13 protein-coding genes are annotated in these 13,368 nt (G+C 34.3%); 12 read left to right on the top strand and 1 reads right to left on the bottom strand.

Going from position 1 to position 13,368, the window contains the following annotated elements; all coding sequences use genetic code 11:
- The first annotated feature begins 48 nt into the window (after nt 1-48).
- The 4 genes from DM397_RS20830 (at nt 49) to DM397_RS20815 (ending at nt 2,930) form a co-directional block, all read left to right on the top strand.
- Entirely contained in the window at nt 49-1,221 is a 1,173-nt protein-coding gene (locus DM397_RS20830) for a trans-sulfuration enzyme family protein (RefSeq protein WP_111379634.1), read from the top strand.
- Nucleotides 1,222-1,317: 96 nt separating this feature from the next.
- Nucleotides 1,318-1,830, top strand: coding sequence for an alpha/beta hydrolase (locus DM397_RS20825; RefSeq protein ID WP_111379424.1), 513 nt, complete (start codon nt 1,318-1,320; stop codon nt 1,828-1,830).
- A gap of 60 nt (nt 1,831-1,890) precedes the next feature.
- Nucleotides 1,891-2,397, top strand: a complete 507-nt coding sequence (locus DM397_RS20820) for an RDD family protein (protein ID WP_111379422.1) — start codon at nt 1,891-1,893, stop codon at nt 2,395-2,397.
- Nucleotides 2,398-2,519: 122 nt separating this feature from the next.
- Nucleotides 2,520-2,930 carry an RrF2 family transcriptional regulator gene (locus tag DM397_RS20815; protein ID WP_008466594.1) on the top strand — a complete coding sequence of 137 codons (411 nt, stop codon included), beginning with the start codon at nt 2,520-2,522 and terminating at the stop codon, nt 2,928-2,930.
- 70 nt (nt 2,931-3,000) lie between these two features.
- Here the strand turns inward: DM397_RS20815 and DM397_RS20810 are convergent, their stop codons facing one another.
- Complete coding sequence (locus tag DM397_RS20810) at nt 3,001-3,783, bottom strand: sulfite exporter TauE/SafE family protein (protein ID WP_111379420.1); 783 nt, start codon at nt 3,781-3,783, stop codon at nt 3,001-3,003.
- A 316-nt stretch (nt 3,784-4,099) separates the two neighbouring features.
- Here DM397_RS20810 and DM397_RS20805 point away from each other — a divergent pair, with 316 nt between their 5' ends.
- The 8 genes from DM397_RS20805 (at nt 4,100) to DM397_RS20770 (ending at nt 13,028) form a co-directional block, all read left to right on the top strand.
- Entirely contained in the window at nt 4,100-4,987 is an 888-nt protein-coding gene (locus DM397_RS20805) for a sulfite exporter TauE/SafE family protein (RefSeq protein ID WP_111379419.1), read from the top strand.
- Nucleotides 4,988-5,014: 27 nt separating this feature from the next.
- The gene (locus tag DM397_RS20800) at nt 5,015-5,725 is read left to right on the top strand and encodes a phosphoadenylyl-sulfate reductase (RefSeq protein WP_111379417.1); all 711 of its coding nucleotides are present in this window, start codon (nt 5,015-5,017) and stop codon (nt 5,723-5,725) included.
- Nucleotides 5,726-5,836: 111 nt separating this feature from the next.
- The gene (cysD, locus tag DM397_RS20795; protein WP_008466601.1) at nt 5,837-6,736 is read left to right on the top strand and encodes a sulfate adenylyltransferase subunit CysD; all 900 of its coding nucleotides are present in this window, start codon (nt 5,837-5,839) and stop codon (nt 6,734-6,736) included.
- Nucleotides 6,737-6,901: 165 nt separating this feature from the next.
- Nucleotides 6,902-8,146 carry a sulfate adenylyltransferase subunit 1 gene (locus DM397_RS20790; protein WP_111379415.1) on the top strand — a complete coding sequence of 415 codons (1,245 nt, stop codon included), beginning with the start codon at nt 6,902-6,904 and terminating at the stop codon, nt 8,144-8,146.
- Between the two features lie 77 nt (nt 8,147-8,223).
- The gene (locus tag DM397_RS20785) at nt 8,224-10,314 is read left to right on the top strand and encodes a HEPN domain-containing protein (RefSeq protein ID WP_111379413.1); all 2,091 of its coding nucleotides are present in this window, start codon (nt 8,224-8,226) and stop codon (nt 10,312-10,314) included.
- A complete protein-coding gene (gene cobA / locus DM397_RS20780) occupies nt 10,307-11,080 on the top strand; it encodes a uroporphyrinogen-III C-methyltransferase (RefSeq protein ID WP_111379412.1) in 774 nt (257 codons plus the stop codon). Before DM397_RS20785 ends, cobA begins: the two co-directional genes overlap by 8 nt.
- Nucleotides 11,081-11,296: 216 nt before the next feature.
- Nucleotides 11,297-11,878 (top strand): precorrin-2 dehydrogenase/sirohydrochlorin ferrochelatase family protein, encoded by a 582-nt coding sequence (locus DM397_RS20775; protein ID WP_111379410.1) that lies wholly within the window; start codon nt 11,297-11,299, stop codon nt 11,876-11,878.
- Between the two features lie 97 nt (nt 11,879-11,975).
- A complete protein-coding gene (locus DM397_RS20770; RefSeq protein WP_073412897.1) occupies nt 11,976-13,028 on the top strand; it encodes an NAD(P)/FAD-dependent oxidoreductase in 1,053 nt (350 codons plus the stop codon).
- Nucleotides 13,029-13,368: the final 340 nt, after the last annotated feature.

Genomic DNA, 13,368 nt, shown 5'->3' with positions numbered 1-13,368 from the left:
GTGCTAATTAGTGCAATTCGTGTTAAAACAAAAAAACAAAACAACACAATGAATACAGAAGAATTTGGTTTTGAAACACAAGCCATTAGAACACAATTGGAAAGATCTCAGTATTTAGAGCATTCGGTGCCATTATACTTATCGTCAAGTTTTATATTTGAAGATGCAGAAGATATGCGAGCTTCTTTTACAGAAGAAAAAGAAAGAAATATTTACAGCCGTTTTAGTAACCCGAACACTACAGAATTTGTAGAAAAGATCTGCAAAATGGAAGGAGCCGATTCTGGTTATGCATTTGCAACCGGAATGGCAGCAGTATATTCTACTTTTGCAGCATTGTTAAATTCTGGAGATCATATTGTTTCTGCAAGCAGTGTTTTTGGTTCTACTCACGCTTTGTTCATGACTTATTTCCCAAAATGGAATATCGAAACTTCTTATTTTGAAATCAATAAGCCAGAGACAATAGAAAGTTTTATTAAACCAAACACCAAAATATTATACGCCGAATCTCCAACAAATCCTGGAGTTGATGTAATCGATTTAGAATTGTTGGGAAATATTGCTAAAAAACACAACTTGATTTTAATTATCGATAACTGTTTTGCAACACCATATTTACAGCAGCCAATTAAATTTGGAGCACATTTGGTTATCCATTCAGCAACAAAATTAATTGACGGACAAGGACGCGTTTTAGGTGGAGTAACAGTTGGAGACGCAGAATTAATCAGACAGATTTATTTGTTTTCAAGAAATACAGGACCAGCTTTATCTCCGTTTAATGCTTGGGTTCTTTCAAAAAGTTTAGAAACATTGGCAGTTCGTGTAGACAGACACTGTGAAAATGCTTTAAAAGTAGCTGAGTTTTTAGAAAGTCATCCAAATGTAAACAGCGTAAAATATCCGTTCTTGAAATCGCACCCACAGTATGAAATTGCTAAAAAACAGATGAAAGCTGGTGGAAACATCATTGCATTTGAAATTAAAGGCGGAATCGAAGCAGGAAGAAAATTCTTGAATGCAATTCAACTTTGCTCATTATCAGCAAATATTGGAGATACAAGAACAATTGTTACGCATCCAGCTTCTACAACACACAGCAAATTATCTGAAGAAGATCAATTAGCAGTTGGAATCACACAAGGTTTAGTTCGTGTTTCTGTTGGTTTAGAAACGGTTGAAGATGTAATTGCAGATTTGAAACAAGCGTTGGCTTAAACATAAAATATAATACTTTTGAAGGGCTATTTTTTTTGAAATAGCCCTTTCTTTGTTATTGAAAGAACCACTTTTCTTAATTTAGTTTTGCAACATATGAAAAAACCAAGATTGCTTTTGCTGTCAGATTTGTTTGGAGGCAATCCTGAATGGATTCAGAATTATATCGAAATTTTAGAAATTAAATTTGATGTTCAATATTATGATATTTTAAAATTAGCTCAGATTGATTCTTCACGTGATGAAAAGGAAATCCATAATCAATTTTTGAATGGCGGAATTGAAAAAGCAGTAAATAACTTATTGGATTTTGAAAAAGAAAAAGTGGCCATTTTAGGTTTTAGCATTGGCGGAACTATTGCGTGGAAAGCATCTCTAAGAGGCTTAGAGATTACACAATTACTGGCTGTTTCTTCAACAAGATTGCGTTTCGAAACTGAAATTCCTAGTTGTAAAGTGAAACTTTACTATGGTGAAAAAGATTTGAATAAACCTAATATGCAGTGGTTTTTGGACTTAAAAATTTCAACTGAGATTATTGAAAATCAAGATCATATTTTGTATCAGGAAAAAGATTATGCTTTTCTTATTTGTAGTAATTTTTTGTAATTAATGCTTTAAAAGGTATATTTTTGTGGATCTAGAATATTTAATAATCAAAGTGAAAAAATGGATAATTCTACATATGTGGTGGAAAAGAAATTGTTGACATCTGATCGTGATCGTTTCTTTAATGGTATTATTGATTTTGTTTTTATTTCAGTAAGCATATTTGTTTTTACGCTTGTGATTGTAATTATGGGTAATGTTTTTCAATGGGATATTTATAGTGTTTGGGTAGAAATTATGATAAGCCTTGGGCTAGTAGGGACATATCTTTCTTTTGCAATGCTTTATTATTTGTTTTTAGAAGGTCTTTTTGGAAGAACAATTGGGAAAATTGTCACTGGAAGTGTTGTAGTAGATGAAAATGGTTTAAAACCAAGTTTCAGAATTATTTTCGTTAGAACTTTATGTCGTTTAATTCCTTTTGAAGCATTATCGTTTTTAAGTAAATCGGCAAGATTTTGGCATGACTCTTTTTCTAAAACTTATGTGGTGGAGAAAAAAGATTTAGAACAAGATATGGAAAATTTTTATTCTTTAGATTTAATTGGACAAAAGGAAGTAATCTGATAGATTTAGTAGAATTTAACTTTATTCTTTGTGATAGTTCAAACAAAAAGCATACTTTTGTTATTCAATAATTTGCAAGAGTTTGATTTGAAATTAAATTCGGCAATCTAAATTTTACATTAGTGCTTTCAAAGAAAACAAAATACGGAATTAAAGCTTTAACTTATTTAGCAAGACGTGAAAACAATGAACCGGTACAAATAGCTGAAATTGCGAAAAGCGAACATATTTCAATTAAATTTTTAGAAAGTATTTTATTGTTGTTAAGAAACTCGGGTTTTCTTGGTGCCAAAAAAGGAAAAGGCGGAGGTTATTATCTGATAAAAGATCCAAAAGATATTAGTATGGCAAAAGTCTACAGAATTCTAGAAGGGCCAATTGCATTATTGCCATGCGCGAGTCATAATTTTTACGAAAGATGTGATGACTGCGACGACGAATCAACTTGTGCGGCACGACGTTTAATGACAGAAGTTCGTGATAATACACTTAAAATATTAGAAAGTAATTCTTTAGCAGATATTGCATTTTAGAAACTACTATTAATTATAAAACAAAAGACCATTTCTGAATTTGAAATGGTCTTTTTTTATTTATGATGTATTAGAAAATCAATTTATAACCTGCTAAGAAAAGCATTACAGCAATCGCATTTCTAAGAAACTGATCGGGAACTTTTCCGCTTAACATACTTCCACAATATATTCCAGGAAGTGACCCCATTAATAATTGTCCTAGCAAACCTAAATCTAAATTTCCCATTGATGCATGTCCAATTCCAGCAACTAAAGTTAAAGGGACAGCGTGTGCGATTTCAGTTCCAACTAAACGAGGTGTTGGTAAAAGTGGATAAAGGAAAAATAAAGTCACAGTTCCTAAAGCTCCTGCTCCAATAGAAGTTAACGTTACAGTTGCTCCTAATAGTATTCCTATTCCTATTGTCAGCATATTTTGTGTAGTGCTTTCGCTATGGAATTTATCTCCAGCATGTTTTTGAGAGAACTTTAAAAGCCTTTTTTTGAAAATAATTGCAACAGAGGTAAATAGTAAAGCCCAACCTAAACTATATTTAATAACGCTATTTATAGTTTCAATATCAGTTTTAATGCTGTTTAAAATCCATAACGTTATTAAAGAAGCGGGAACACTGCCGAGAGTTAGCCAGCCTGTAATTTTCCAGTTGATATTGCCTTTTTTATTGTGAACAAAAACACCACCTGCTTTAGTAAATGCGGCGTATAATAAATCGGTTCCTACTGCGGTTGTTGGCGGAATATTAAAATATAATAAAATAGGAGTCATTAATGAGCCTCCGCCAACACCTGTTAATCCGACAATAAAACCAACTACTAAACCTGCAATTACAAGACCGATCTGAAAATCCATGAAAAATTATTTGCCGCTAAAATACAACAATTTTATAATAATCCTATCGATTTTATAGAGATTAGAAAAAGGTATTTAATAAACAAATGTTTTTGATGTATATATTGTTTGAATATCTTGGATTACGGTGTTATTTGTGAAATTATACAGTAAAATTGCTAAAACTCTCTTTTAGAATACAATAAATAGATGAAATGAGTTTTAAAAAAATAATAATATTGCTTTGTAATTTAGAAATAAGTAGTATTTTTGCAAAGTAATCTACTAACCCGATAGGGTAATAGGTTTTCGAAACAAATTCAATCATTTTTTTAATATGGAAAAAGAACTGAAAATAAATACGGCTGATTCTTTTAAAGAAAAGCTTTGGATTGGAATTCCTGTTGTTTTACTAGTAGGTTTATTATCTGTTTTAATATACAATCATCACGCAGAATTTACGTGGGATGGATTTGTGAATGGTTTTAATGAAGAGTTTTTGGTGTTTTTTGCCATTGGAGTTTTTGCTCAATTGGTCGATGGAACCTTAGGAATGGGCTATGGAGCGACTTCAACGTCATTTTTATTGGCTTACGGAGTTCCGCCAGTGGTAAGCAGTACAGCAGTTCACGTTTCAGAAATGTTTACAACAGGAGCATCGGCACTTTCTCACCATCGCTTTGGTAACATAAATAAAAAACTGGTAAAGCATTTATTGATTCCAGGAGTTTTGGGTTCTATTACAGGAGCTTATTTATTGTCTGATGTAATTGATGGAGATGTTATCAAGCCATTTATCGCAGTTTACATGATTGTTTTGGCAATTATCATTATCAGAAAAGCGTTAAAAAAGAATATTGTAAAAAAGAAAACTAAGAAGTTAGGAGCCTTAGCAGTTTTCGGCGGATTCATGGATTCAGTTGGAGGCGGAGGCTGGGGACCAATTGTGACTTCAACTTTATTAGGAAGAGGAAGAAATCCGAGATATACTATTGGTTCAGTAAACGCAGCTGAGTTTGCGATTTCATTTGCAAGTGGAATTACTTTTATGCTTTTTGGAGGAATCCACGGCTGGCAGGTTATCATCGGACTGATTTTAGGAGGAGTGGTTTCAGCACCTTTAGCAGCTTATTTAGTAAATAAAATCAAAAGAAAACCAATGATGGTTGCTGTTGGGATTCTAATTATATTATTGAGTTTAAAAACATTATCTAAATTATTATAAAAATAATTTTAGAAAGAAAAAGATATTATGAGTGCGAGTATTGTACAAGAATTATTAGAGAAAACTGCAGCTCTTTCGCTTGACGAAACTTTAGTTTTTTTAGCAAAAGAATTTCCGGGAAAAGTAATTTTCTCAACTTCTTTTGGTCAAGAAGATCAGGTAATTACCGATTTTATTGCAAAAAGTAACACAGATATTAAGGTGTTTACTTTAGACACAGGAAGATTATTTCAGGAAACGTATGATGTTTTTCATAAGACATTAAAAAAATACAAAAGACCAATTGAGGTTTATTTTCCAGAAGCGGCTTCAGTAGAAAATCTGCTTCAAACAAAGGGACCAAACAGCTTTTACGATTCCGTTGAAAACAGAAAAGAATGCTGTTTTATTCGAAAAGTAGTTCCGTTGAGAAAAGCTTTGGCAGGAAATTCAGTTTGGATTACAGGTTTAAGAGCTGAACAATCAGAAAACAGACATGATTTAAGTTTGTTTGAATACGATGGAAACTTCGAAATCATCAAATTCAATCCGTTGCTAAAATGGACTTTAGAAGAAGTTGAAACGTATTTGTCAGAAAACAATGTTCCGCAAAATGCATTGCACAAACAAGGCTTCGTAAGTATTGGATGTGCACCTTGTACGAGAGCGATTTTCCCTGGTGAAGATATCAGAGCTGGAAGATGGTGGTGGGAATCAAGCCATAAAGAGTGTGGGCTTCACAGTGCTAAGAAAGAGTAAATCTTTTTTAGTATTAAGACAAAAGAATTAAGTATTAAGAGAATAACAAAGTTGAAGATTTAGGAAAACTAAAATAAACCTGAAACTTAAAACTTGAAACAAAAAACAAAAATGAGTTCAGTATTAAAAACAAACGCTTTAGAGAGTGAAGCGATATACATTTTCAGAGAAGTAATTTCACAGTTTGACAAACCAGTTTTACTTTTCTCAGGAGGAAAAGATTCTATTACATTGGTGCGTTTGGCGCAAAAAGCATTTTTCCCTGCTAAGATTCCGTTTCCTCTTTTGCACGTTGATACGGGACACAATTTTCCTGAAACAATTGCTTTCAGAGATAAATTGGTAGAAGAATTAGGTTTAGAGCTAATCGTTCGTAATGTTCAGGATGCTATTGATGAAGGAAAAGTAGTTGAAGAAACTGGAAAATATTCAAGCCGTAACAGCTTGCAGACAACAACACTTTTGGATGCAATTGAAGAATTTAAGTTTGATGCTTGTATTGGTGGTGCACGTCGTGATGAAGAAAAAGCAAGAGCTAAAGAACGTATTTTCTCTGTTCGTGATGATTTCGGACAATGGGATGAAAAAAATCAGAGACCTGAGTTGTTTGATATCTTAAATGGAAAAATTGAAAATGGTCAAAACGTTCGTGTTTTCCCAATTTCAAACTGGACAGAATTAGATGTTTGGAGTTATATCGAGAAAGAAAAAATCGAGATTCCGTCAATCTATTTCTCACATAAAAGAAAAGTTTTTTTGAGAGACGGTTTAATCTGGTCGCATTCTCCTTTTGTGTACCAAGAAGAAGACGAACAAATCGAAGAAAGAATTGTTCGCTTCAGAACCGTTGGAGATATGAGCTGTACAGCAGCTGTTGAATCTTACGCAGCAACAATCGAAGAAGTAGTTGGAGAAATCAGATCATCAACCATTTCTGAAAGAGGAGCCAGAATCGACGATAAACGTTCTGAAGCGGCGATGGAAAAGAGAAAACAACAAGGATACTTTTAATAATTGTTTAATTATGAATTGTTAATTGTAAATGCAATTCGGAACCTTTAAAAGTAAAAATCAAGAAAACAAAAACATACAGATTTAAATTTTAGTTCAAAGACAAGCAACTTTAAACTTGAAACCTGAAACAAAAAAAATTAAACCTGAAACAAAAATATTAGAATGGACGTTTTAAAAATAGCAACAGCAGGAAGTGTAGATGACGGAAAAAGTACTTTGATCGGAAGATTATTGTATGATACAAAATCGTTGACGACTGATAAAATAGAAGCAATCGAGAAAAGCAGTAAACAAAAAGGATACGATTACCTTGATTTTTCTTTGGCTACAGATGGTTTAGTAGCAGAAAGAGAACAAGGAATCACGATTGATGTTGCGCATATTTATTTTTCGACTGCAAAGAAAAGTTACATTATTGCCGATACTCCGGGTCACGTAGAATATACAAGAAACATGGTTACAGGAGCTTCGACTTCTCAGGTTTCTATCATTTTGATCGATGCCAGAAAAGGTGTTATCGAACAGACTTACCGTCACTTTTTCATCAATAATTTATTGAGAGTAAAAGAAGTAATCGTTGCCATCAACAAAATGGACTTAGTAGATTATTCTGAAGAAGTTTTCAATAAAATCAAAGCTGATTTTGAGGCTTTAAATGCGAAGAGTACTTTCAAAGAACAAAACGTAAGCTACATTCCGTTAAGTGCAATCAACGGCGGAAACGTTGTGGATAAATCTGAGAATATGCCTTGGTACGAAGGACAAACGGTTTTAGAACATTTAGAAGGATTACATGCTTCTGATGTTTACGAAGCAGGAAAAGCACGTTTCCCAGTTCAGACGGTTATTCGTCCTAAAACAGAAGAATACCACGATTTTAGAGGTTACGCAGGAAAATTGTACGGAAATTCAATTAAAGTTGGAGATGCTGTAACAGTTCTTCCATCTTTAACAGAGTCAAAAGTTACTAAAATTCACTTTTTCGATAAAACATTTGACGAAGCTACAGCAGGTTCTTCAATCACAATCGAATTAGAAAATGATATCAATGTAACGAGAGGTGATATGATTGTAAAATCAAGCGAACTTCCAAAAATTGAAAAAGACATTACCACAACAGTTTGCTGGATGGACAGTAAAAAACTGGTTGCAGGAACTAAATATTTGGTACAACACAATACCAACAGAGTTTTAGCAAAAGTAGAAAGCATTAAAAATACAATTGCTACAGATTACTCAGGAACGACAGAAGCTTCACAATTGGCCATCAACGAAATTGGAGAAGTTACGATCAAATTAAGCAAACCGTTATATTTTGATTCATACAACGAAAACAAATCAAACGGAGCTTTCATCTTAATTGATACAGCAACAAACACAACAGCAGGAGTAGGTTTCATTAGATAGTTTGTGGTTTTTAGTTGATAGTTCTACTGTCAACAAATAACTATAAACAATCAACAACTAACTACAAACTAAGAGAAATGGAAAGTTTTAGAACAGAAATAGAAAATCCGGTAGTTCAGAAGGAGATTATCGAATTAGAAAAAAAGATTCACTTATTCCGTGGAGGAAAAATTGATGATGAGCGTTTTCGTAGTCTTCGTTTAGCGCGTGGAATCTACGGTCAGCGTCAGGAAGGCGTTCAGATGATCCGTATCAAATTGCCTTATGGAAAAGTAACCAGCGAGCAATTGGTGCGTATTACGCAAGTTTCAGACAAATATTCCACAGGACGTTTGCATATTACAACACGTCAGGATATTCAGATTCACTACGTGAGTTTAGACAGAACACCAGAACTTTGGGCAGATTTGGCTAAAGACGATATCACGCTTCGTGAAGCTTGTGGAAACACGGTTCGAAATATCACAGGAAGTGAATTGGCTGGAGTTGACGTAAACGAACCATTTGATGTTTCGCCTTATGCGCACGGACTTTTCCAATATCTGTTAAGAAACCCAATCTGTCAGGAAATGGGACGTAAATTCAAAATTTCGTTCTCATCTTCAGACGAAGATACGGCCTTGAGTTATTTACATGATTTAGGATTTATTCCGAAAATTAAAGACGGGCAAAAAGGTTTCAAAATCATGTTTGGTGGAGGTTTAGGATCTCAGCCAGCACATGCTGAATTGCTTTCGGAATTCGTTCCCGTAAACGAAATCATTCCAACAGCAGAAGGAATCATTCGTATTTTTGATAGATACGGAGAACGTGCAAAAAGAATGAAAGCGCGTATGAAATTCTTAATCAAAGAAATGGGGAAAGATGCTTTCCTTGATTTGGTTGAAAAAGAGAAAAAAGCCATCGCTTTTGAAACATACGAAATTGATACAACCGCTTTTGACGGCCCAATTGCAGAGCCAGTATTAGAAGTTCCGCAAGTTACAATCGAAGATACTGAGGCTTATGAAGCTTGGAAAAAATCGAATGTAATTAAGCAGAAACAAGACGGTTATTATGCTATCGGAATCAAAGTTTTATTAGGAGATTTTTATACTGATAAAGCTAGATTATTAGCCGCATTAATTAAAAATTACGCAGCAAACGAATTACGTTTTTCATTGCGTCAAAATATTGTAATACGTCACGTAAAAGAAGAGAATCTTCCTTTTTTTTATCAAGAATTAGCCAAACTTGACTTTGTTCAATTAGGGTATAATTCAGTTGGAGATATTACGGCATGTCCGGGTACTGATACTTGCAACTTGGGGATTGCAAGTAGTACCGGTATTGCAGAAGAATTAGAAAGAGTTTTAAGTGCCGAATATCCTCAGTATTTAAACAATACTGAAATCGAAATTAAAATTTCAGGTTGTATGAATGCCTGCGGACAGCACAATATGTCTGCAATTGGATTCCAAGGAATGTCTATCAACTCAGGAAAACTGGTAGCTCCGGCTTTACAGGTTTTATTAGGCGGAGGAAGATTAGGAAACGGAGCAGGACGTTTTGCTGATAAAGTAATTAAAATTCCAAGCCGTAGAGGACCAGATGCATTGCGTACCATCTTAAATGATTTTGATGCAAATGGAAACGGAGAAAAATTCTTGAATTATTACGATCTAAAAGGAGAAAAGTATTTCTACGAAATCTTAAAACCTTATGCAGATGTTACCAATTTAACAGAAGCAGATTTTGTGGATTGGGGTAACGCAGACAATTACGTAAAAGCAGTTGGAGTTGGAGAATGTGCGGGAGTGGTGATCGATTTAGTAGCAACATTATTGTTTGAAGCTAAAGAGAAATTGATTTTGGCTCAGGAATCTTTCGACGAGAAAAAATGGTCAGATGCGATTTACCATGCTTATGCAGGATTTGTAAACGGTGCAAAAGCATTGTTATTGGCAGAAAACCAAAAAACAAACCACCACGCTGGAATTGTTGATTTGTTTGATACTGTTTTCATCGAAACTAGTAAAATAGAATTGAATTCAACTTTTAAAGACTTGGTTTACCAAATCAATAAAAATGAACCATCTGAAGCTTTCGCTAAAGGTTACATTGCACAAGCAACTGTTTTCTTTGACAAAATCGAAACTTTCAGAGCTCAGGAATTAGCAAATGCATAATATAAAACCCAAAATAACTTTAGTCGGTGCAGGTCCGGGCGATCCCGATTTACTTACGCTAAAAGCTGTAAAAGCATTGGCTGAAGCTAATGTGGTTTTATACGACGCTTTGGCCAACGAAGAAATTCTGGATTATGCACCCAAAAATGTGATTAGAATTTTTGTTGGAAAAAGAATCGGAAATCATGCCTACACGCAGGATCAAATCAATCAATTGATTGTAGACAATGCGCTGACATACGGAAACGTAGTGCGACTAAAAGGTGGTGATCCATTTATTTTTGGAAGAGGCGGAGAAGAAATTGATTTTGCAGAAAGTTTCGGAATTGAAACGATTGTAGTTCCAGGAATTTCATCAGTAGTTGCAGTTCCTGCAAGTCAGGGAATTTCGATTACAAAAAGAGGTGTTTCAGAAAGCTTTTGGGCAATTACAGGGACAACTTCTGATAGGAAATTATCTTCAGATGTAGCCTTGGCAGCGCAATCTTCTGCAACCGTTGTAATCTTGATGGGAATGCACAAATTGCCTCAAATCATCGATTTGTTTCAAAAAGAAGATAAAGGAAACCTACCAGTTGCAATTATCCAAAACGGAACAACAGCCGACGAAAAAGTTGGAGTTGGAACAGTAGATTCGATTTTAGAAGTTGTAAAACAAAAAGAATTAGGTTCGCCAGCCATTATTGTTTTAGGCGAAGTTGTCAGTGAAAGCAATAAATTAAAAGGTTTTTACGAAGAATTTCTATCAAAAGAAGAAATTCGTTAGAATTTATATGTTCCGTTAGGAACATCTCATCGGTAGAAAATAAACGGTTTCAATAAATGTTCCGTTAGGAACAATTGATCGGTAGAAAAAAAATAAATGTTTTCACAATAATAATGTTCCGTTAGGAACATCTGATTGACACCGATTTTGTAGCGTCAGGTTTTAACCCGAAGTTTGCATTATTAATTGTTCCGTTAGGAACAACATATTGGTAACATGGAACAAAACGAATTATATCCAATATTTCTAAAGCTTCACAATTTAAATGTATTAATTGTAGGCGGAGGAAATGTAGGTCTGGAAAAGCTTTCTTTCTTGCTAAAATCAAGTCCGAATGCTAATGTTGAGGTAGTGGCAAAAGAATTTCATTTAGAAATAAAAGTTTTAGCCGAAAAGCACCCTTCGATAACATTGACAAAATCGAAGTTCAAAAAGAAAATGCTTAAAAAACGTCACATGGTAATTGCCTGTACAGACGATTTGAAAGTAAATAAAAAGGTTTACGATTTAGCGAGAAAACGCTATTTGATTTGCAATATTGCCGATACACCAGATTTATGCGATTATTATTTGGGCGGAATCGTAACTAAAGGAAATGTCAAAATTGCCATTTCAACAAACGGAAAATCGCCAACAACAGCCAAAAGGCTTAGAGAGTTTTTTGAAGAAGTAATTCCCGAAGATATCAATCAAATGGTTGAAAATCTGAATGAATATCGAAAAACCTTAAAAGGCAATTTTGAAGAAAAGGTAAAAAGAATGAATGAGATTACCTCTTCATTAAAAAATAGAGAGTAAAAAAGTTTCGGAAAGAAATTAATGATAAAAATCATTGAAAGTACAAGGATTTATTCGTTTCTTTGCGTTATTAAGAATGATTATAAACAACAACATAATGATTAAAACAGATATACTTATAATTGGAGCGGGCCCAACAGGTTTATTTGCCGTTTTTGAGGCAGGATTGCTAAAATTAAAATGCCACATTTTAGATGCGCTTCCACAACCAGGAGGACAACTATCAGAGTTATATCCAAAAAAGCCAATTTATGATATTCCTGGATTCCCAGAAGTATTAGCTGGAGATTTAGTTGACGGATTAATGGAGCAAATCAAACAATTTGAGCCAGGATTTACTTTAGGAGAACGTGCTGAAACTGTTGAAAAGCAAGAAGACGGAACATTCATTGTAACCTCAAACAAAGGAACTAAATTCCACGCACCAGTAATTGCAATCGCTGGAGGATTAGGAAGTTTCGAGCCTCGTAAACCACTTATCGAAGATATCGAGTTTTATGAAGATAAAGGAGTAAAATACTTCATCAAAAATCCTGAGAAATTCAGAGATAAAAGAGTTGTTATTGCAGGAGGAGGAGATTCAGCATTAGACTGGTCAATTTTCTTAGCAAACGTAGCTTCAGAAGTAACTTTAATCCACAGAAGAAACGAATTTAGAGGAGCTTTAGATTCTGTAGAAAAAGTACAGGAATTAAAATCAGCTGGAAAAATCAAATTAATCACTCCGGCAGAAGTTATCGGAATCAACGGTGCTGAGCATGTTGAATCATTAGATATCGAAGAAAACGGAGCACACCGTAAAATCGAATGTGATTATTTCATTCCGCTTTTCGGATTAACACCAAAATTAGGTCCAATCGGTGACTGGGGATTAGAAATCGAGAAAAATGCTATTAAAGTAAACAATGCATTAGATTACCAAACTAATATTCCTGGAATCTTCGCTATTGGAGACGTAAACACATACCCAGGAAAATTAAAGTTAATCCTTTGCGGTTTCCACGAAGCAACTTTAATGTGCCAGGCTGCTTATTCAATCATCAACCCAGGTAAAAAATACGTATTGAAATATACAACGGTTTCTGGTGTAGATGGTTTCGACGGAACTCGTAAAGAAGCGCCAAAAGCGGTTGTGAAGGCAATTGTTTAATCTGAGGGGCTGAGGTTCTAAGGGACTAAGGCGCTAAGATTTTTTAAAATATTATAAAGCCCAAACTTTAAAAAGTTTGGGCTTTTTTAATTACCATGATAATCCCAGAGGGATGACATATTTATAGAAAAGAAATGATTAGGTCTCTATAAAGCTCCAGCGGAGCGACATATCTCGAATGTATCGCTCCGCTGGAGCTTTTGCTTGGTTAATTGTTTTCTACAAATATTACGCTCCTCAGGAGCTGAATAGTATAGCAAAAAATGTATAAAACATAGCCAGTGGTTTCAACAACTGGAACGCAACGTATGAATATATCGCATAATCAATGTGCATATGA

The organism is Flavobacterium nitrogenifigens, from assembly GCF_003254565.1.
GTDB classification, from domain to species: domain Bacteria; phylum Bacteroidota; class Bacteroidia; order Flavobacteriales; family Flavobacteriaceae; genus Flavobacterium; species Flavobacterium nitrogenifigens.
This window is presented reverse-complemented; position numbering and strand designations above follow the sequence as displayed.

Excerpts from the sequence above, each read along its gene's own strand:
- DM397_RS20825 (WP_111379424.1), top strand. The coding sequence starts at position 1,318 with ATGAAAAAACCAAGATTGCTTTTGCTGTCAGATTTGTTTGGAGGCAAT.
- DM397_RS20790 (WP_111379415.1), top strand. The coding sequence starts at position 6,902 with ATGGACGTTTTAAAAATAGCAACAGCAGGAAGTGTAGATGACGGAAAA.
- DM397_RS20805 (WP_111379419.1), top strand. The coding sequence starts at position 4,100 with ATGGAAAAAGAACTGAAAATAAATACGGCTGATTCTTTTAAAGAAAAG.
- DM397_RS20800 (WP_111379417.1), top strand. The coding sequence starts at position 5,015 with ATGAGTGCGAGTATTGTACAAGAATTATTAGAGAAAACTGCAGCTCTT.
- cysD (WP_008466601.1), top strand. The coding sequence starts at position 5,837 with ATGAGTTCAGTATTAAAAACAAACGCTTTAGAGAGTGAAGCGATATAC.
- DM397_RS20770 (WP_073412897.1), top strand. The coding sequence starts at position 11,976 with ATGATTAAAACAGATATACTTATAATTGGAGCGGGCCCAACAGGTTTA.
- DM397_RS20820 (WP_111379422.1), top strand. The coding sequence starts at position 1,891 with ATGGATAATTCTACATATGTGGTGGAAAAGAAATTGTTGACATCTGAT.
- DM397_RS20785 (WP_111379413.1), top strand. The coding sequence starts at position 8,224 with ATGGAAAGTTTTAGAACAGAAATAGAAAATCCGGTAGTTCAGAAGGAG.
- DM397_RS20810 (WP_111379420.1), bottom strand. The coding sequence starts at position 3,783 with ATGGATTTTCAGATCGGTCTTGTAATTGCAGGTTTAGTAGTTGGTTTT.
- cobA (WP_111379412.1), top strand. The coding sequence starts at position 10,307 with ATGCATAATATAAAACCCAAAATAACTTTAGTCGGTGCAGGTCCGGGC.
- DM397_RS20830 (WP_111379634.1), top strand. The coding sequence starts at position 49 with ATGAATACAGAAGAATTTGGTTTTGAAACACAAGCCATTAGAACACAA.
- DM397_RS20775 (WP_111379410.1), top strand. The coding sequence starts at position 11,297 with ATGGAACAAAACGAATTATATCCAATATTTCTAAAGCTTCACAATTTA.